This is a genomic window from Acinetobacter sp. ANC 4218 (genome assembly GCF_002135245.1).
In the GTDB taxonomy this organism is placed as follows: Bacteria; Pseudomonadota; Gammaproteobacteria; order Pseudomonadales; family Moraxellaceae; genus Acinetobacter.
Genome location: NZ_NEGD01000004.1, coordinates 31821 through 49958, shown reverse-complemented (window position 1 = coordinate 49958; position 18138 = coordinate 31821). Strand labels below are relative to the sequence as shown.

General features: G+C 43.1%; 16 protein-coding genes, 2 tRNA genes and 3 rRNA genes. 9 read left to right on the top strand and 12 right to left on the bottom strand.

The features are described from left to right. The first annotated feature begins 91 nt into the window (after window positions 1–91). The 5 genes from B9T38_RS04850 (at window position 92) to rrf (ending at window position 5475) form a co-directional block, all read left to right on the top strand. Window positions 92–1629, top strand: a 16S ribosomal RNA gene (locus B9T38_RS04850). A 61-nt stretch (window positions 1630–1690) separates the two neighbouring features. Beyond that, window positions 1691–1767, top strand: a tRNA-Ile gene (locus B9T38_RS04845). A gap of 48 nt (window positions 1768–1815) precedes the next feature. After that, a tRNA-Ala gene (locus B9T38_RS04840) sits at window positions 1816–1891 on the top strand. A gap of 399 nt (window positions 1892–2290) precedes the next feature. After that, a 23S ribosomal RNA gene (locus B9T38_RS04835) occupies window positions 2291–5183 on the top strand. Window positions 5184–5360: 177 nt separating this feature from the next. Then, window positions 5361–5475 (top strand): 5S ribosomal RNA (rrf, locus tag B9T38_RS04830). The 16S, 23S and 5S rRNA genes sit together here with 2 tRNA genes alongside, the layout of an rRNA operon. Window positions 5476–5585: 110 nt before the next feature. Here rrf and B9T38_RS04825 read toward each other — a convergent pair. The 5 genes from B9T38_RS04825 to rplM form a co-directional block, all read right to left on the bottom strand. Beyond that, on the bottom strand, window positions 5586–6233 hold the full coding sequence (locus B9T38_RS04825) for a hypothetical protein (RefSeq protein WP_086195723.1): 648 nt from the start codon (window positions 6231–6233) through the stop codon (window positions 5586–5588). 19 nt (window positions 6234–6252) lie between these two features. After that, the gene (locus tag B9T38_RS04820) at window positions 6253–6684 is read right to left on the bottom strand and encodes a ClpXP protease specificity-enhancing factor (protein ID WP_086195722.1); all 432 of its coding nucleotides are present in this window, start codon (window positions 6682–6684) and stop codon (window positions 6253–6255) included. Between the two features lie 12 nt (window positions 6685–6696). Beyond that, complete coding sequence (locus B9T38_RS04815; protein WP_086195721.1) at window positions 6697–7347, bottom strand: glutathione S-transferase N-terminal domain-containing protein; 651 nt, start codon at window positions 7345–7347, stop codon at window positions 6697–6699. Between the two features lie 332 nt (window positions 7348–7679). Beyond that, complete coding sequence (gene rpsI / locus B9T38_RS04810) at window positions 7680–8066, bottom strand: 30S ribosomal protein S9 (RefSeq protein ID WP_068974925.1); 387 nt, start codon at window positions 8064–8066, stop codon at window positions 7680–7682. A gap of 12 nt (window positions 8067–8078) precedes the next feature. Beyond that, window positions 8079–8507 (bottom strand): 50S ribosomal protein L13, encoded by a 429-nt coding sequence (rplM, locus tag B9T38_RS04805; RefSeq protein ID WP_004811299.1) that lies wholly within the window; start codon window positions 8505–8507, stop codon window positions 8079–8081. Between the two features lie 770 nt (window positions 8508–9277). On the opposite strand from rplM, the gene pdxA reads away from it, so the two are divergent. Genes pdxA through B9T38_RS04790 form a run of 3 tightly spaced genes read left to right on the top strand, consistent with a single transcriptional unit; the run spans window position 9278 to window position 11950 of the window. Beyond that, window positions 9278–10246 carry a 4-hydroxythreonine-4-phosphate dehydrogenase PdxA gene (gene pdxA / locus B9T38_RS04800; protein ID WP_086195720.1) on the top strand — a complete coding sequence of 323 codons (969 nt, stop codon included), beginning with the start codon at window positions 9278–9280 and terminating at the stop codon, window positions 10244–10246. A 30-nt stretch (window positions 10247–10276) separates the two neighbouring features. Next, window positions 10277–11089 (top strand): 16S rRNA (adenine(1518)-N(6)/adenine(1519)-N(6))-dimethyltransferase RsmA, encoded by an 813-nt coding sequence (rsmA, locus tag B9T38_RS04795; protein ID WP_086195719.1) that lies wholly within the window; start codon window positions 10277–10279, stop codon window positions 11087–11089. Continuing rightward, window positions 11090–11950 (top strand): symmetrical bis(5'-nucleosyl)-tetraphosphatase, encoded by an 861-nt coding sequence (locus tag B9T38_RS04790; RefSeq protein ID WP_086195718.1) that lies wholly within the window; start codon window positions 11090–11092, stop codon window positions 11948–11950. It begins immediately after the preceding gene. Window positions 11951–11999: 49 nt separating this feature from the next. Here B9T38_RS04790 and B9T38_RS04785 read toward each other — a convergent pair whose 3' ends face one another. The 7 genes from B9T38_RS04785 to hflX all read right to left on the bottom strand — a co-directional run bounded on the left by B9T38_RS04785 (window position 12000) and on the right by hflX (window position 16948). Then, window positions 12000–12449, bottom strand: coding sequence for a DUF2147 domain-containing protein (locus B9T38_RS04785; protein WP_086195717.1), 450 nt, complete (start codon window positions 12447–12449; stop codon window positions 12000–12002). Window positions 12450–12609: 160 nt separating this feature from the next. Continuing rightward, window positions 12610–13059 (bottom strand): DUF2147 domain-containing protein, encoded by a 450-nt coding sequence (locus B9T38_RS04780; protein ID WP_086195716.1) that lies wholly within the window; start codon window positions 13057–13059, stop codon window positions 12610–12612. 312 nt (window positions 13060–13371) lie between these two features. Further along, complete coding sequence (locus tag B9T38_RS04775; protein ID WP_086195715.1) at window positions 13372–13818, bottom strand: DUF2147 domain-containing protein; 447 nt, start codon at window positions 13816–13818, stop codon at window positions 13372–13374. Between the two features lie 160 nt (window positions 13819–13978). Then, a complete protein-coding gene (locus tag B9T38_RS04770; RefSeq protein ID WP_086195714.1) occupies window positions 13979–14425 on the bottom strand; it encodes a DUF2147 domain-containing protein in 447 nt (148 codons plus the stop codon). 92 nt (window positions 14426–14517) lie between these two features. Next, the gene (locus tag B9T38_RS04765) at window positions 14518–15192 is read right to left on the bottom strand and encodes an LrgB family protein (RefSeq protein ID WP_086195713.1); all 675 of its coding nucleotides are present in this window, start codon (window positions 15190–15192) and stop codon (window positions 14518–14520) included. Between the two features lie 9 nt (window positions 15193–15201). Then, complete coding sequence (locus B9T38_RS04760; protein WP_086195712.1) at window positions 15202–15573, bottom strand: hypothetical protein; 372 nt, start codon at window positions 15571–15573, stop codon at window positions 15202–15204. Between the two features lie 43 nt (window positions 15574–15616). Next, complete coding sequence (hflX, locus tag B9T38_RS04755) at window positions 15617–16948, bottom strand: ribosome rescue GTPase HflX (protein WP_086195711.1); 1332 nt, start codon at window positions 16946–16948, stop codon at window positions 15617–15619. Window positions 16949–17305: 357 nt separating this feature from the next. Between hflX and B9T38_RS04750 the strand changes: the two genes are divergently transcribed. Continuing rightward, window positions 17306–18133: a lysophospholipid acyltransferase family protein gene (locus tag B9T38_RS04750; RefSeq protein WP_086195710.1), complete on the top strand. Its 828-nt coding sequence runs from the start codon at window positions 17306–17308 to the stop codon at window positions 18131–18133. Window positions 18134–18138 lie beyond the last annotated feature (5 nt).

Below are 18138 nucleotides of genomic sequence, written 5' to 3'. Positions count from 1 at the left end.
TGGTAGAAATTACTCGAAGTTTATTTGAGAAATATTTGTCAGAAAATTGATGAGCCAGATTTGGTGTTTTGAATAAAGCACTATTGATTTTAAACTGAAGAGTTTGATCATGGCTCAGATTGAACGCTGGCGGCAGGCTTAACACATGCAAGTCGAGCGGAGTTGTGGTGCTTGCACCATAACTTAGCGGCGGACGGGTGAGTAATGCTTAGGAATCTGCCTATTAGTGGGGGACAACATCTCGAAAGGGATGCTAATACCGCATACGCCCTACGGGGGAAAGCAGGGGATCTTCGGACCTTGCGCTAATAGATGAGCCTAAGTCGGATTAGCTAGTTGGTGGGGTAAAGGCCTACCAAGGCGACGATCTGTAGCGGGTCTGAGAGGATGATCCGCCACACTGGGACTGAGACACGGCCCAGACTCCTACGGGAGGCAGCAGTGGGGAATATTGGACAATGGGGGGAACCCTGATCCAGCCATGCCGCGTGTGTGAAGAAGGCCTTTTGGTTGTAAAGCACTTTAAGCGAGGAGGAGGCTACTCTAGTTAATACCTGGGGATAGTGGACGTTACTCGCAGAATAAGCACCGGCTAACTCTGTGCCAGCAGCCGCGGTAATACAGAGGGTGCGAGCGTTAATCGGATTTACTGGGCGTAAAGCGTGCGTAGGCGGCTTTTTAAGTCGGATGTGAAATCCCTGAGCTTAACTTAGGAATTGCATTCGATACTGGGAAGCTAGAGTATGGGAGAGGATGGTAGAATTCCAGGTGTAGCGGTGAAATGCGTAGAGATCTGGAGGAATACCGATGGCGAAGGCAGCCATCTGGCCTAATACTGACGCTGAGGTACGAAAGCATGGGGAGCAAACAGGATTAGATACCCTGGTAGTCCATGCCGTAAACGATGTCTACTAGCCGTTGGGGCCTTTGAGGCTTTAGTGGCGCAGCTAACGCGATAAGTAGACCGCCTGGGGAGTACGGTCGCAAGACTAAAACTCAAATGAATTGACGGGGGCCCGCACAAGCGGTGGAGCATGTGGTTTAATTCGATGCAACGCGAAGAACCTTACCTGGTCTTGACATAGTAAGAACTTTCCAGAGATGGATTGGTGCCTTCGGGAACTTACATACAGGTGCTGCATGGCTGTCGTCAGCTCGTGTCGTGAGATGTTGGGTTAAGTCCCGCAACGAGCGCAACCCTTTTCCTTATTTGCCAGCGGGTTAAGCCGGGAACTTTAAGGATACTGCCAGTGACAAACTGGAGGAAGGCGGGGACGACGTCAAGTCATCATGGCCCTTACGACCAGGGCTACACACGTGCTACAATGGTCGGTACAAAGGGTTGCTACCTAGCGATAGGATGCTAATCTCAAAAAGCCGATCGTAGTCCGGATTGGAGTCTGCAACTCGACTCCATGAAGTCGGAATCGCTAGTAATCGCGGATCAGAATGCCGCGGTGAATACGTTCCCGGGCCTTGTACACACCGCCCGTCACACCATGGGAGTTTGTTGCACCAGAAGTAGGTAGTCTAACCGTAAGGAGGACGCTTACCACGGTGTGGCCGATGACTGGGGTGAAGTCGTAACAAGGTAGCCGTAGGGGAACCTGCGGCTGGATCACCTCCTTAACGAAAGATTGACGATCGGTAAGAATCCACAACAAGTTGTTCTTCATGACGATGTATCTGAGGGTCTGTAGCTCAGTTGGTTAGAGCACACGCTTGATAAGCGTGGGGTCACAAGTTCAAGTCTTGTCAGACCCACCACTACTGACGAAGTACGGAAAATCAGAAACATTGACTTATTGATAAGCTGGGGACTTAGCTTAGTTGGTAGAGCGCCTGCTTTGCACGCAGGAGGTCAGGAGTTCGACTCTCCTAGTCTCCACCATGTATCTTCGGATGCATAATAAGCAAACGGTTAGATAGCTTATAGAGCTTAGTAAGAAAGCGGCGTATAATGCGCGGCATTGTTATTAACCTCTGTGAATTATCACAGTTTCCTGACCTGACGAAGGCTGGAAAAATCATTAACAGAATATATTTGAGTTGAAATAAATTGTTCATACTCGTTTTGAAATCGACATTAGCAGTCATTTATGACTGGTTGATGAAGATTAAGAAATGAGTTACTAGCGATTAAACTGAATCAAGCGTTTTGGTATATGAATCTAATTGAAGCTGTACAGTGCTTAAGTGCACAAACGCCAACTGTATGAGAGTGATGAGAAATCATCATAATCTGTTGCTCATCCTACTTGTAGGGATGGACGACTGTTTGGGGTTGTATAGTCAAGTAATTAAGTGCATGTGGTGGATGCCTTGGCAGTCAGAGGCGATGAAAGACGTAATAGCCTGCGATAAGCTCCGGGGAGGCGGCAAATATCCTGTGATCCGGAGATTTCTGAATGGGGAAACCCACTTACCATAAGGTAGGTATCGCAACATGAATACATAGTGTTGCGAGGCGAACGAGGGGAAGTGAAACATCTCAGTACCCTTAGGAAAAGAAATCAATTGAGATTCCCTCAGTAGCGGCGAGCGAACGGGGAAAAGCCCATTAAGTCATATAAGCTTTAGTGGAATGCTCTGGGAAGTGCAACCATAGTAGGTGATAGTCCTGTACACGAAAGGGCTTATATGATGATGTCGAGTAGGGCGAGGCACGTGAAACCTTGTCTGAATATGGGGGGACCATCCTCCAAGGCTAAATACTCCTGACTGACCGATAGTGAACCAGTACCGTGAGGGAAAGGCGAAAAGAACCCCTGTGAGGGGAGTGAAATAGATCCTGAAACCGCATGCATACAAGCAGTGGGAGCCGACTTGTTCGGTGACTGCGTACCTTTTGTATAATGGGTCAGCGACTTATATTCAGTAGCAAGGTTAACCGAATAGGGGAGCCGTAGAGAAATCGAGTCTTAATAGGGCGTTTAGTTGCTGGGTATAGACCCGAAACCGGGTGATCTATCCATGAGCAGGTTGAAGGTTAGGTAACACTGACTGGAGGACCGAACCCACTGTCGTTGAAAAGCCAGGGGATGACTTGTGGATAGGGGTGAAAGGCTAATCAAACTCGGTGATAGCTGGTTCTCCCCGAAAGCTATTTAGGTAGCGCCTCGGACGAATACCATTGGGGGTAGAGCACTGTTTCGGCTAGGGGGTCATCCCGACTTACCAAACCGATGCAAACTCCGAATACCAATGAGTACTATCCGGGAGACAGACTGCGGGTGCTAACGTCCGTAGTCAAGAGGAAAACAATCCAGACCGCCAGCTAAGGCCCCAAAATCATAGTTAAGTGGGAAACGATGTGGGAAGGCATAGACAGCTAGGAGGTTGGCTTAGAAGCAGCCACCCTTTAAAGAAAGCGTAATAGCTCACTAGTCGAGTCGGCCTGCGCGGAAGATGTAACGGGGCTAAAACTATGTGCCGAAGCTGCGGATGTATACTTTGTATACGTGGTAGGGGAGCGTTCTGTAAGCCGATGAAGGTGGATTGAGAAGTCTGCTGGAGGTATCAGAAGTGCGAATGCTGACGTGAGTAACGACAAAGCGGGTGAAAAACCCGCTCGCTGAAAGACCAAGGGTTCCAGTCCAACGTTAATCGGGGCTGGGTGAGTCGACCCCTAAGGCGAGGCCGAAAGGCGTAGTCGATGGGAAATTGGTTAATATTCCAATACTTCAGTGTAATGCGATGAGAGGACGGAGAAGGTTAAGTCAGCCTGGCGTTGGTTGTCCAGGTGGAAGGAAGTAGGCATGCATCTTAGGCAAATCCGGGGTGCTCTATGCTGAGATCTGATAGCAAGCTGTACTTGTACAGTGAAGTGGCTGATACCATACTTCCAGGAAAAGTCTCTAAGCTTCAGTTACACTGGAATCGTACCCGAAACCGACACAGGTGGTCAGGTCGAGTAGACCAAAGCGCTTGAGAGAACTCTGCTGAAGGAACTAGGCAAAATGGTACCGTAACTTCGGGAGAAGGTACGCTGCTTTTGGTGATGGAACTTGCTTCCTGAGCTGAGAGCAGCCACAGAAACCAGGCCCCTGCAACTGTTTATTAAAAACATAGCACTCTGCAAACACGAAAGTGGACGTATAGGGTGTGATGCCTGCCCGGTGCTGGAAGGTTAATTGATGGGGTTAGCGTAAGCGAAGCTCTTGATCGAAGCCCCAGTAAACGGCGGCCGTAACTATAACGGTCCTAAGGTAGCGAAATTCCTTGTCGGGTAAGTTCCGACCTGCACGAATGGCATAATGATGGGGGCGCTGTCTCCAGCAGAGGCTCAGTGAAATCGAAATCGCCGTGAAGATGCGGTGTACCCGCGGCTAGACGGAAAGACCCCGTGAACCTTTACTGCAGCTTGACATTGAACTTTGATCTTACTTGTGTAGGATAGGTGGGAGGCTTTGAAGCTGGGACGCTAGTCCTAGTGGAGCCAATCTTGAAATACCACCCTGGTAATATTGAGGTTCTAACTCTGTCCCGTTATCCGGGACGAGGACCATGTCTGGTGGGTAGTTTGACTGGGGCGGTCTCCTCCTAAAGAGTAACGGAGGAGTACGAAGGTGCGCTCAGCGTGGTCGGAAATCACGCGTAGAGTATAAAGGCAAAAGCGCGCTTAACTGCGAGACCCACAAGTCGAGCAGGTACGAAAGTAGGTCTTAGTGATCCGGTGGTTCTGTATGGAAGGGCCATCGCTCAACGGATAAAAGGTACTCTGGGGATAACAGGCTGATACCGCCCAAGAGTTCATATCGACGGCGGTGTTTGGCACCTCGATGTCGGCTCATCTCATCCTGGGGCTGAAGCAGGTCCCAAGGGTATGGCTGTTCGCCATTTAAAGAGGTACGCGAGCTGGGTTTAGAACGTCGTGAGACAGTTCGGTCCCTATCTACCGTGGGCGTTGGAAATTTGAGAGGATCTGCTCCTAGTACGAGAGGACCAGAGTGGACGAACCTCTGGTGTACCGGTTGTGACGCCAGTCGCATCGCCGGGTAGCTATGTTCGGAAGGGATAACCGCTGAAAGCATCTAAGCGGGAAGCCTACCTCAAGATAAGATTTCCCCGAGACTTTATGTCTCCTAAAGAGCCGTTGAAGACTACGACGTTGATAGGTTGGATGTGGAAGCATAGTGATATGTGAAGCTGACCAATACTAATTGCTCGTGAGGCTTGACTATACAACACCCAAACAGTTGTTGTATAAAGCATCAATTGATTCGATATTAAGCAAAACAGCTTGATTTAGTGAACGCTAAAGAACAAAATATGACAGCTCAGATATACCTGTTAATGAATTCTATTTGACCAAGCATTGGCATCTAAATAAGACCAAACGCAAAGTCATAAACAGTTGTGCTGGCGACCATAGCAAGAGTGAACCACCTGATCCCTTCCCGAACTCAGAAGTGAAACCTCTTAGCGCTGATGGTAGTGTGGGATTACCCATGTGAGAGTAAGTCATCGCCAGCTCATTATTCCTAAAAAACCCCTGCCAAGTGCAGGGGCTTTTTTTTTGCTCGGAAATATAAGCAATAAAAAACCAGCATTTGCTGGTTTTAAGATCGGAATTTTTGCAAATTTTAAGCAAAAATATTACATGCTGCAGAGGTCAGTACCCAGAGAATTGCGATTGCAACGACAGGTTCAACAATCTTTGCCCAGTTTGGGGTGCTTACAACTGAAACTTCTTCAACATCATGCTGCTGGATATTCTGGTGAACCATTTGACTAAACTCCTTCATTGTTGAGTCTAATGATATATCTTCTTGCTCAATTGGTTTAGAGCCTTTTAATTCTGTTAGATCATTTGTTGACCAAACCCAATCGGAAGCCTGGCCAGATAGGTGTTCAATCTGTCCTATGATCAGTTCACGTAAACCTCTGATATTCAGGTTTCCAATATCATTAAGCTGTTTTAATTCTGCCAATTGTAATTTTAATATTTCAGTTACTGTTGGTTCTAATTCATTTTTAGGCAGGGTAGACTGATTTTTTGAAGATGTTGTAAGATGTCGCGCAACCTCTTGAATAAAAAGATCATCGGGTGAAGAAATCTCCTGATAAACTTTTTTATCGTCAGTTCTCCAAAGTGAAATGAGTTTACCTAATACCAGTGCATTAATTTCTAACAGATATGTTTTTCGATCTTCTCTAGAATAGTGTTCGAGAAGCTGAGGCTTTTGAGTGTTAATCTGCTCAGCAAAATATTGTACTAAATCAAAAGCCATTCACTTGCTCCATATTATTTTAATCTAATAACCGTAGGCTTGGTTTTTTCTTAGGTTGTTTAGTTTCTTCTGATGTTGTGGTTGATTTTAAAGTATCTTCAGTAATTTGGATACCTTCATATTCATTTGGATCAAAGAACAAACCTTGTCCATTCTCGCGTGCATAAATCCCTAATACTGCATTTAAGGGTACATAGATGTCACGTGAAACGCCACCAAAACGCGCAGAGAAGGTGATTGCATCATTGCTCATATGTAGTTTATGCACTGCGTGAGGAACGATATTTAAAACAATTTGACCGTCTTGAATAAACTGTTCTGGCACCATGGTATTAGGCTGGGTGGCATCAACCAATAAATATGGAGTCAGGTTGTTGTCACAAATCCATTCATAAATAGCGCGCGCTAAATAAGGTCGTGTAGGGCTAAGATTCAATTCTTGTTCAGACATGATTTTGCTCGATTAATTTACCAAAAATTCGCTGTAGCGGTTTTTTTCCTGCATGGTTAAAGATTTGATGAATGCAGGTCGACTAAAAATTCGTTGACAATATAAGTGAATAGGACGGCAATGCTGTTTAGGCAATTCGATACCCATCGCCTTTAACCGTATAAAAATAGGTGCCAGCATACAATCTAAAATTGTAAAATTTTCAGACATAAAACAGGGGAAATGCTGAAAAAGAGGTGTAAGAGAAATCAGGGTATCTCTGAGTTGCTTTTGAGCTTTCGCTTTCTCTTGTTCATTCAGGGTATCTGGATGTCGCAGCATGATATCTGCCAGTTTTAACCAGTCCTGTTCAAAACGCCAGATATATTGACGTTGCTCTGCTCGTGGCATTGGTGCATCGGCATACAGTTTGTTCTGACGGTAGCGATCGTCTATATATTCAGAAATAATGCTGGAATTAAATAATTTTAAATCATTTTCAATCAGCATGGGGAGTTGATTGTAGGGATTGAGACAGGCCAGATCCTCATCGTCTTCATCTACAATAATTAGATTATATTTGATTTGCTTCTCTGCAAGTACATAGCGTATCCAGTGGGAGCGAAAGTCATCCGCATGACTGTAAAGCGTGATTCCTTGTAGATGTGCATTTTCGATTGACATAATCCGAAACAATGATAAATGAATGGAATAGGATACTAAAATTCAAGCTAAAAAGCACGAAGCATAAAAGTGCAATTGGGGTTAAGATAAAAAGATGATAAGAAAAAATAACTGGAGGAAAACAAGATGCTGATCAAACTGGCGATAATCTTACTGTTTATTTTGATTGGTCTTGCGAATTATTATCTCACCAAATCTTTCTGGTGTCATGAAGGCGTGTGGGGTAAGGATGTGCATGAACAGTAAGATGAAATATTTATCCGGATTAAAATTTAAGTCCCATAAAAAAACCCTGGATAATCCAGGGTTTTTTGTCCGATTCGGTAAACGAATTAACGTTTAGAGAATTGAGGACGTTTACGAGCTTTACGTAAACCAAGTTTCTTACGTTCAACTTCACGAGCATCACGAGTAACGAAACCAGCTTGACGAAGAGCAGGTTTTAAAGTTTCGTCAGCAGCGATCAATGCACGAGTAATACCGTGACGGATAGCGCCAGCTTGACCACCAATACCACCACCAGCAACAGTGATGTAAAGGTCATATTTTTCAGTAGCTTCTAGAAGCTCTAAAGGTTGACGAACAACCATACGAGCAGTTTCACGACCGAAGTACTGTTCAAGAGTACGGTTGTTGATTACGAGTTTACCAGTACCAGCTGATAGGAAAACACGTGCAGTTGCGGTCTTACGGCGACCTGTACCATAGTTAGTAGCCATGTGCTGTATCCCTTAGATGTCCAAAACTTGTGGCTGTTGAGCAGTATGTGGATGCTCAGTACCAGCGTACACTTTCATTTTTTTGATCATTGCATAACCAAGAGGACCTTTTGGCAACATGCCTTTTACAGCGCGTTGGAAAATTTCTTCTGGTTTGTGAGCAACTAATTTCTCGAAATTAGTTTCACGAATACCACCAGGGAAACCAGTATGGCGATAATATTTCTTATCAAGTGATTTTTTACCAGTCACTTGAACTTGTTCAGCATTGATCACAACGATGTAATCGCCAGTGTCAACGTGAGGAGTATAAGAAGTTTTATGCTTACCGCGTAAACGACGAGCGATTTCAGTCGCAAGACGACCTAAAGTTTTGCCAGAAGCATCAACAACGTACCAGTCGTGTTGAACTTCAGCTGGCTTAGCGCTGAGAGTTTTCATTAAACCACTACCTATTATAGTTGGTTTGGACGGTGGAATCTGTCCAAACAAAAGGAGACCGAATTCTACCTGAAAGTCAGTAGAACCACAATGAAAATATAAAATTTCAAGTGCTATATTTTAAAAGAACAAGGATGAAAATGGAAGTGTTGGGGAATCTAAAACGGGGGGCGGTAAATGAAGATAAAAATATTGGCTTTTAGTTCTGCAACTGTGAATTTTGCATGTTCTGCTTAAAAGCAATAGATACGATTTTATCGACTTGAGGACCTGTACCATTCAGTATTTTAGATAAGCGATGATGAAAATTTAAAATTTTGTTTTTATTGAAATATTAGACACCTTTCATAAATTGAAATATGTTCAATCTGATTTTTAAAATCAGCACGGCCATCATCTGATGGATTTCATTTTGATGCCTTTGCGTAGGCAATATCTCTACTTTTGAAAGGTCAAAAGTAGACAAAAACCTTTTGTTTCTCATACACGACTTCCTTGTCGTGATGGGAAACGTGTGGCATCCATGCCACATTCATGAATCGAATACTTGCTAAAAAATCAATTTTTTATTTTCGTATTATGAACGACTTATAGTCATTAAAAACGATTTATGAAAGAAATCTATTAAAGTAAAAAATATCGACGTATTGCTAATTACCTGTTGTTTTGTTGATTAAACTAGTTGATCTATATGTGGTTTTGCGCAGCTTCAGCTTTCTTGTTTAGCATTCGCGTTATAATGTTGAATATTGAGCTTGCTTGGATAAATTATGCTTCCTTTATATGTTACGAGTGGTGAACCTGCTGGTATTGGTCCAGATATTTGTTTAAGTTTGGCAGATCGTGTTGATGAACGTCCGATTGTGGTACTAGCCGACATTCATTTATTAAAGCAACGTGCCGAATTATTAAAAAAAGAGATTGAACTAATTGAATATCAAGGACAATTAGAATCTGCAGCTCAAGGACAGCTTTATGTCGAACATGTGCCCTTAAATACAGAAGTGGTTTTGGGACAACTGAATGCCCAAAACGCAGCATATGTGCTGGAACAATTACGTCGTTCTGCAGATTACGCCATGACAGGCAAAAGTGTCGGTGTAGCCACCGCGCCCGTACAGAAATCCATTATCAATGAAGCGGGTATCCATTTTAGTGGTCATACTGAGTATTATCAGGAATTTGCTGGTGTCGATCGGGTGGTGATGATGCTGGCCACCAAGACTTTAAGGGTGGCACTGGTGACTACGCATCTGGCTTTACGTGATGTGTCTGATGCGATTACGCCTGAGCGCCTGCATCAGGTGATTGATATCTTAATCCACGATTTAAAAACCAAATTCAGGATTGATCATCCGCATATTTTAGTGTGTGGTTTAAATCCGCATGCTGGGGAAGAGGGCTATTTGGGGATGGAAGAAATTGAGGTGATTAATCCTGTGCTGGAAACTTATCGTGCGCAAGGGATCAATATGAGCCTTAGTTTGCCTGCCGATACGCTATTTACCCCGGACAATTTAAAAGATGCCGATGCTGTATTGGCGATGTATCACGATCAGGGCTTACCTGTGTTAAAATCTCAAGGATTTGGTGAAGCCATCAATATTACTTTGGGCTTACCGTTTATCCGAACTTCTGTCGATCATGGCACAGCACTCTCCCTTGCAGGTACAGGTCTGGCAAAAAGCTCGAGCTTGTATGTGGCTGTGGATTTGGCGCTCGAACTTGCGCTTCAGTGATCTTGTCTTTATTACACGTTGGAAATGTTTATGTATCAGATTAATGCCTTAAACCCCAAAGATGAAGGGCATCACACGCGTAAGCGTTTTGGGCAAAACTTCTTACATGACCAACGTGTCATTGCCAAAATTGTCCGTTCAGTGAATCCTCGTTCTGGCGATAACATTGTTGAAATTGGTCCCGGTCTTGCAGCATTAACTTCACCTTTAATTGGTGAATGTGATGCCTTAACTGTAGTTGAACTTGACCGTGACTTGGCGGCAGGTTTACCAGGCCGTGTGCCGCATCCTGAGCGTTTAACCATTGTTGAAACGGATGCCTTGAAATATGACTTTACTGAGTTGTTTCAAGAAGGCCGTCCGCTACGTGTGGTTGGTAACCTGCCATACAACATTTCAACACCGCTTCTGTTCCATCTCCTGGAATTTGGTGACAAAGTTAAAGACATGCACTTCATGTTGCAAAAGGAAGTGGTTGACCGTATTACCGCCTCACCCAATACCAAAGAATATGGCCGTTTGTCGGTGATGATCCAGTATTACTGCAAACCGACTTTCCTGTTTGAAGTGCCACCGGGATCATTTAATCCACCACCAAAAGTCACTTCTGCCGTCTTTCGTCTGGAGCCTTATGCTGTTAAACCGATTGTGGCCAAGAATGAAAAAGCCTTGGCCCGTCTGGTGTCCCATGTCTTTACACAGCGTCGTAAAACTTTACGCAATAGTTTAAAAGGTATGCTGGTTGAAGAGGGATTTGAGAAAGCAGGTGTCGATCCGATGGCACGCCCCGAGACTTTAACGCTGGCTCAATTTGTAGCATTAGCAGATCAAATGGTGGATTAAATGGCCGCTTCGAATATTCGATACAATTATGTGATTGGTGATGTTCAGGGCTGTTTTGAAGCTTTGAAAATATTACTTAAAACGATTCAGTTTGATGCAGATCAAGATTTTCTTTGGTTTGCGGGTGACTTGGTTGCACGTGGTGAAAATTCGATTGGGGCTTTACGCTTTATCAAAAAGCTGGTTGACAAGGGTGTTGCTGCAACGGTTTTAGGTAATCATGACCTTAATTTATTGGCTGTGGCACGTGGGACTAAAGAGATTAATCCCAAGGACAATATTGATGATGTTATTCATGCCTTGGAAAGTGATGACTTGATCGAATGGCTGCGTAAACAGCCTTTATGTTTATTTCCGAATGAACATACGGTTTTGACTCATGCAGGGATCCCGCTGAATTGGACAGCAGAACAAACAGCGGTTTTAGCTAAGGAAGTTGAGGCAGTAATTGGCCATGATGATTTTGACGTGGTCGATGCTTTTTTGGCTAACATGTATGGCAAAGAGCCAAATTGTTGGTCGGATGATTTGCAGGGTCATGCCCGTTTACGTTGCATTACTAACTACTTGACCCGTATGCGTTTAACCAATGCAGAAGGACAAATGGAATTCAGTTTTAAAGATTCTCTGGATGATCCTATGCCTGAAGGCTTTCAGCCATGGTTTGACTTTGAGTCCAAAGCGGCTAAAACCCATCAAATTATCTTTGGACACTGGGCTGGATTACAAGGGAAAACCATTACGCCCCAGATTCAGAATGTGGATGGGGGGTGTGTTTGGGGCAATCAACTGATTGCTTATCGATTAGAAGATCGACAATTGTTTAAAGTCGATAATCCTATGATGTCATCCTCAAGCTAAGCCATAATAAAAAAGCCACATCATGTGGCTTTTTTATATTTAAACTTGCTTAGTCAAGTCTGATCCAGGTCTGGCTGCGTCCCAAGGTGGAAATACCCATATAGGCTCTTAATGTTAAACGCTTGCCTGTTGCATTCAGTCTGATTTTGGCATCATAAACTTTACCCGCTAGTGGATCTATAACACGGCCTTTTTCGTAGTTATTGGTTCCAGATACATGTTTTAAGCCCTTCAGGATTTCCATACCTAAAATAGGCTGATTGGTATATGGTGCTGGGCAATTATTACATGTCTCTCGTGGAGTATAACCTGGGCGAGGAGTAACTTTAATAATTTTCCCGGTAAATGTATTATTGTTTTCTTTATTAATTTTAATAATCGCTTTCGCAGCACCGGTCTTATCATCAATTTGTTGCCATGTTCCAGAAATGTCTTCTGCGAAAACATTTCCACTGAAAAGTGCAGCAGCAAAAGCAGCCAGCAATAGATTCTTTTGCATATATAAGACTCTCACTTAATCTTTCATTTTCTAATTAACGGATATATTAGATAGATAAAGTAATTAGTCAATATACTCTAGAGTCAAGCAAACAGTTTTAAGCTGATTTGGATAAAAAGCCACAATATTGTGGCTTTTTAATTAAAAACAGGGATTTGAATTAATCGACCCGTAACCAGGTCTGACTGCGACCTAATGCTGAAATACCGATGTAGCCACGTAAAGTGAGACGTTTTCCGCTCGTATTTAGTCGAACTTTGGCATCATAAATTTTACCTGCTAAAGGATCGATGACCCGGCCTTTTTCATAGTTATTTGTACCTTCCACATGCTTTAATCCGGTGAGTACATCCATACCTAAAATAGGCTGATTGGTATAGGGTGCAGGGCATTTGTTGCATGTCTTTTGCGGTATATAACCTGGACGAGGGGTTACTTTGACGATCTTACCGGTATAAATATCGTTTGTATCTTTACTAATTTCGATAATTGCTTTGGGTGAGCCGGTTTTATCATCAATTTGTTGCCAAGTACCTGATAGATCTTGTGCCAATACATTCCCACTAAAAACTAAAATGGCAAGAGCAGCAAGTAAGATATTTTTTTTCATATATATTCCTGCGGTTGTGGTGAATAATTTTTTTAATTTAAAAACTATATTAGGATTGTTTATAAAATAGTCAATATAGTGATTCATGAAAATGAAGAATAATGTGAATTATTTAAAAATCAGTGAATAATAAAGCCAGGTAGTACAGCTTTTTGTCATATTTAGTCGTTTCTAATCCAGATTTGAGTTCGACCCAGAGCCATAACTCCTACTTATCCACATAATATAAAACGTTTAGCATTCAGTGTAATTCATCCTTTTAAGTTATTATTTTTCCTGTTAAAGAGTCTAGTACACGACCATGTGTATCATTTAATCTTGTTTAATCCAGGTCTGACTACGACCGAGTGCGGACACACCAACATAACCGCGTAGAGTGAGACGTTTACCATTCGGACTTAATTTTGCTTTGCCGCTATAGATTTTACCGTTCAGTGGATCAAGAACTTTGGCATTTACAAACTGATTATCACCGATAGATTTTAATCCCGTTAAAACATCTAATCCTAAGATAGGTTTGTCGGTATAAGGTGCTGGACAATTTACACAGGTCTCTTTCGGGGTATAACCTGGACGAGGAGTGACTTTTACAATTTTTGCCGTATAAGTTCCATTGCTTTCTTGGCGCATTTCCAGAATGGCTTTTGATGAGCCTGTTTTATCGTCAATGGTTTTCCATGTTCCGCTAAGATCATTTGCCAATACGTTCCCACTACAAACTAAACTGGCAAAAGCAGCAAATAATAGATTTTTCTTCATATCAATTCCTGTGTATGTGGAAAATATTTTTTTAATTTATATAAAGATATAGTTATCGTTTAAAAATTAGTCAACCCACTGCTTCATAAAAATGAAATATAATGTGAATTATTTAAATATCAGTGAAAAAAAAGCCACATAGTGTGGCTTTTTGTCATATTTAGTCATTTCTAATCCAGGTCTGACTACGGCCTAATGCTGAAACCCCAACATAACCACGCAGGGTTAAGCGTTTACCATTTGGACTTAATTTTGCTTTCATGCTGTAGATATGACCAGATAGCGGATCGATAATTTTACCATTCGCATAGTTGGGTCCTTCTATATGTTTTAAACCTTTCAAGACATCCATGCCTAGAATGGGCTGATTGGTATAAGGTGCCGGGCATTTGACGCAAATTTCTTTGGGAGTATAGCCAGGCCGCGGAGTGACTTTGACCACTTGTGCGGTATAAGTGCCATTATTTTCCTGGCGAATTTCAAGAATGGCTTTTGATGAACCGGTTTTATCATCAATATTTTTCCACGTTCCTGTAAGGTCTTGAGCTAGGGCAAAACTCGCTAAAGTTGAGCAGATTAATGCAATAGTAAGTTTCATCTTGACCATTTTGAATGTTCCTTCATTCCACTGACAGTACTCCTGATACTAGGAGTATTTTTGACAAGCAACAATCATTATCAATGCAAATGACTGTTTGGTCACATTTTTTGTAAATAAAGTATAAAAGTAGGCAGCCATATGGCAGTAAATACAGCATTCACTGCCATGCCAAATGCAGCATAGCGTCCTGCCACACTGCCTCTTTGCCATGCCTGTGCTGTTCCAATGGCATGCGCAGCCAAACCTAATGCCAGGCCCGAAGCGCGTTCATCATTGATATGGCGCAGGATCAAGGGAGAAAAGGCTGCTCCAATTACACCGGATAAAATCACAATCAGAATGACCATACTCATAGGTGCATGGAGCAGGGTGGCAATATTAATGGCGATCGGTGTGGTCACGGCGCGTGTAGCAAAAGCCATAATGCTGGAATCGCTCATATGCAATAAATAGGCAAGTCCCATAGGTAGCGCGACCGCACTGATACTGGCAAACACCAGAATTCCGAGCATGGCTTTCAGCGGCAAATCATCATAACGCATGGCAGCTAGGGGAATGGCCAATGCAACGGTGACATAGCCCAAAAGGCGATTAAAAAGTGGATTGACCTGTGCCATATAAGATTCATAACGAATCCCAAATACAAACAACAGTCCAATAATCAAAAACATCCCAATCACAATGACCGGAACTTGTGGCAGGCGTTTATTGACAGGTTTTGCGACAAGATAGGCGATCAGCGTGATCATAAAACCGGAGAGTACTGCGAACATATAATTTCCCTATAACCAGCGCTTGGACATTTTTGCATAGATCCAGAGTGGGATCAGTGTACTGATAAACATCACCAGCAGAAAAGCCGGTATTTCCTTGCCCATTTGAGTCAGCATAATCAAGGACCCTGCGCTAATTGGCAAAAAGGCAAAGGCACTTTCTTTCATGATCTTGTTATTGGTATCGACCAAGCGACTGGGTAATTTCTTGAAACTTCTCCAGATAAATAAAGTCACCAATAGGCTGATCAAGCCCACCAGATTACCCAGTTCAGGATGATGAAATTGTGTGGTTAACCATACGGCTCCTTCACGGAAGCAGATGATTAATGCCACGGTGCCAATCCAGGCTGGCCAGTCGATTGTTTTTATCCAGTCCATTTTTACCAACAATTATAATTACACTTGTCACGTTTTAACCGATTTATCTTTTTATTTCAAATTCCTCAAGCGGCCGTTTAAATTGTGCAGCCTTGTGCCCCAGAATTTCATCTATAGGCAAATGTGCCTGTTTAATCAGCTGTTCCAGCTTTTGCGGTGCCATAATCACATGCAAATGCAGATTACCGACATCATCATAATTTTCAGATTGAATGACATTCAATGCATAGAGTTGGGTGCGCAATTTGCCATAGGCAGGCTTTAACATCAGCTCAAAGCTTTGAATTTGGCCCATCAAACATTCTTGTACCGCTTGACGCAGCAGGTCTAAACCCTGGCCTGAGTGTGCGGATACATACACCCGATCGGGCATATGTGGTTTGGCATAAACAATTTTGGCATCTTCACCACTGACATCAATCTTGTTATAGACACGAAGTACCGGGACATTGGCACCAATTTCCTTGAGTACTGATTCTACCGCTTCAATCTGTTCCAGCATATCCGGGCTGCTGGAATCAATCACATGCAGCAGCAAGGTGGCTTCCAGCGTTTCTTCCAACGTTGCCTTAAAGGACTCGACCAAGGAATGTGAGAGATTACGCACGAAACCCACGGTATCTGCCAGCACCAAACGTCCAATACCATCCCATTCCAGGCGGCGCAGTGTAGGGTCTAATGTTGCAAACAGCTGATCGGCCGCGTAAACATCGCTGTTGGCCAAAATATTAAACAAGGTGGATTTACCGGCATTGGTATAACCGACTAAAGAGACGGTCGGAACAGCAGCCTTTTGCCGTGCAACACGACCTTGCATGCGGGTCTGGCGGACTTTATCCAGTTTGGTTTTGAGTTGCCCCATGCGGATACGCAGTAGACGACGGTCTGTTTCCAGCAGGGTTTCACCCGGGCCACGTAAGCCAATCCCGCCTTTTTGACTGTCGAGATTACTGCGGCTGCGCACTAAGCGTGAGGAGAGGTGCTGTAACTGTGCCAACTCAACCTGCAATTTACCTTCATAGGTCCGGGCACGTTGCGCAAAAATATCTAAAATCAGTTCGGTACGATCCACCACACGGCAGAGCATGATTTTTTCTAAATTACGGGCTTGAGCGGGTGTTAGCGAATGATCGAAAATGACCAGATTAGCTTCAAGGTCCTGTACCAGAGCGGCAATTTCTTCTGCCTTGCCAGAGCCGATAAACAGTTTGGGATCGGGTTTAATACGTTGAGCGCTAATATGGTCTAAAATTTCAGCACCGGCAGATTCTGCCAGTAAACGAAATTCTTCTGCATCAAGGTCATCTAATAGTTGTACCGACACACTCACTAAGATTGTTCGTTCACCACCCTGATGTTGCTCAAAATATTCCACTAAAGATGATCTCTACTGCGTCAAAATTTTATTTTAGTTGAAAATGAACAGGCAGAGGGAAAAATAGCAAAAACTTAACAAAGCATCGTAACAAGATATTCAGTCCAGGGCGTGTTTTTATGAGCAGGGATCTCTAGAAAGCAGTGATGAAAAGCAGAAAATCATGGAAATGTATCTGAGCCTTGTTTTTAATTTTCAGCACATGATTCAAGCTCTTTATTGGTGATGAAAATAAATGATTTACTGGTTTTATTGGCTGATTTAGGTTTTTATGATCAATGCAAGTTCAAAATGAACAGTATAGAATGGCAGCAAATAAATGATTAAACGCTGCAGCTAATAATTAGTGATCCATCTATGACCCAATCCTCCGTAACTGAAAGTTCATCGTTAAATGGCTTGTCTAAATTTTTCTTATATAGCAAAAAGTTATTGGCTGGTTTAGCGGCAATTATTCAAGGATTTTATCTGGTTTTGCGTCATCGCTTATATAAAGATCCGAACAATCCATGTAATACGCGTTATGTACAGCATTTCTGCCGCGAATTATGCAAGGTATTTAACCTTGAGATTCAAGTGCATGGAGTAATTCCACGTGAGCCGGCCTTATGGGTGAGTAACCATGTTTCGTGGCTGGATATAGCAGTGTTGGGTTCAAGTGCCCGGGTATTCTTTTTGGCCAAAGCTGAAATTGAAAAATGGCCTTTATTTGGCAAACTGGCCAAGGGCGGTGGCACATTATTTATTAAACGTGGCTCGGGTGATTCGATTAAAATTAAAGAGCAAATTACCACATTTCTAAAACGTGATATTCCGGTATTATTTTTTCCAGAAGCCACCACTTCGGATGGCAGCAAAATTAAAAAAATCTATGGCCGTATTTTAGGTGCCGCCATTGACGCAAATCGTCCGGTGCAAATTTGTCTGATTTGTTATGTGAATCAAGAGGGAGAGCTGGATACAGTGGCACCATTCATCGGTGATATTAGTTTTGCGGACCATGTTAAAAACGTTTTGGAAATGCCCAAGGTGATGGTTCATCTCATGGCTTTACCGGCAATCGCCGTGGAAGGACATGATGTTGAAAGTTTAACGGAAGCCGTACATACCCAGATGATTGCCGGTTTAGCACAGTTACAGCAGAAAGCACTGAAAAAGCCGCCTGAGTCTTTGCATGACTCGTGAATACC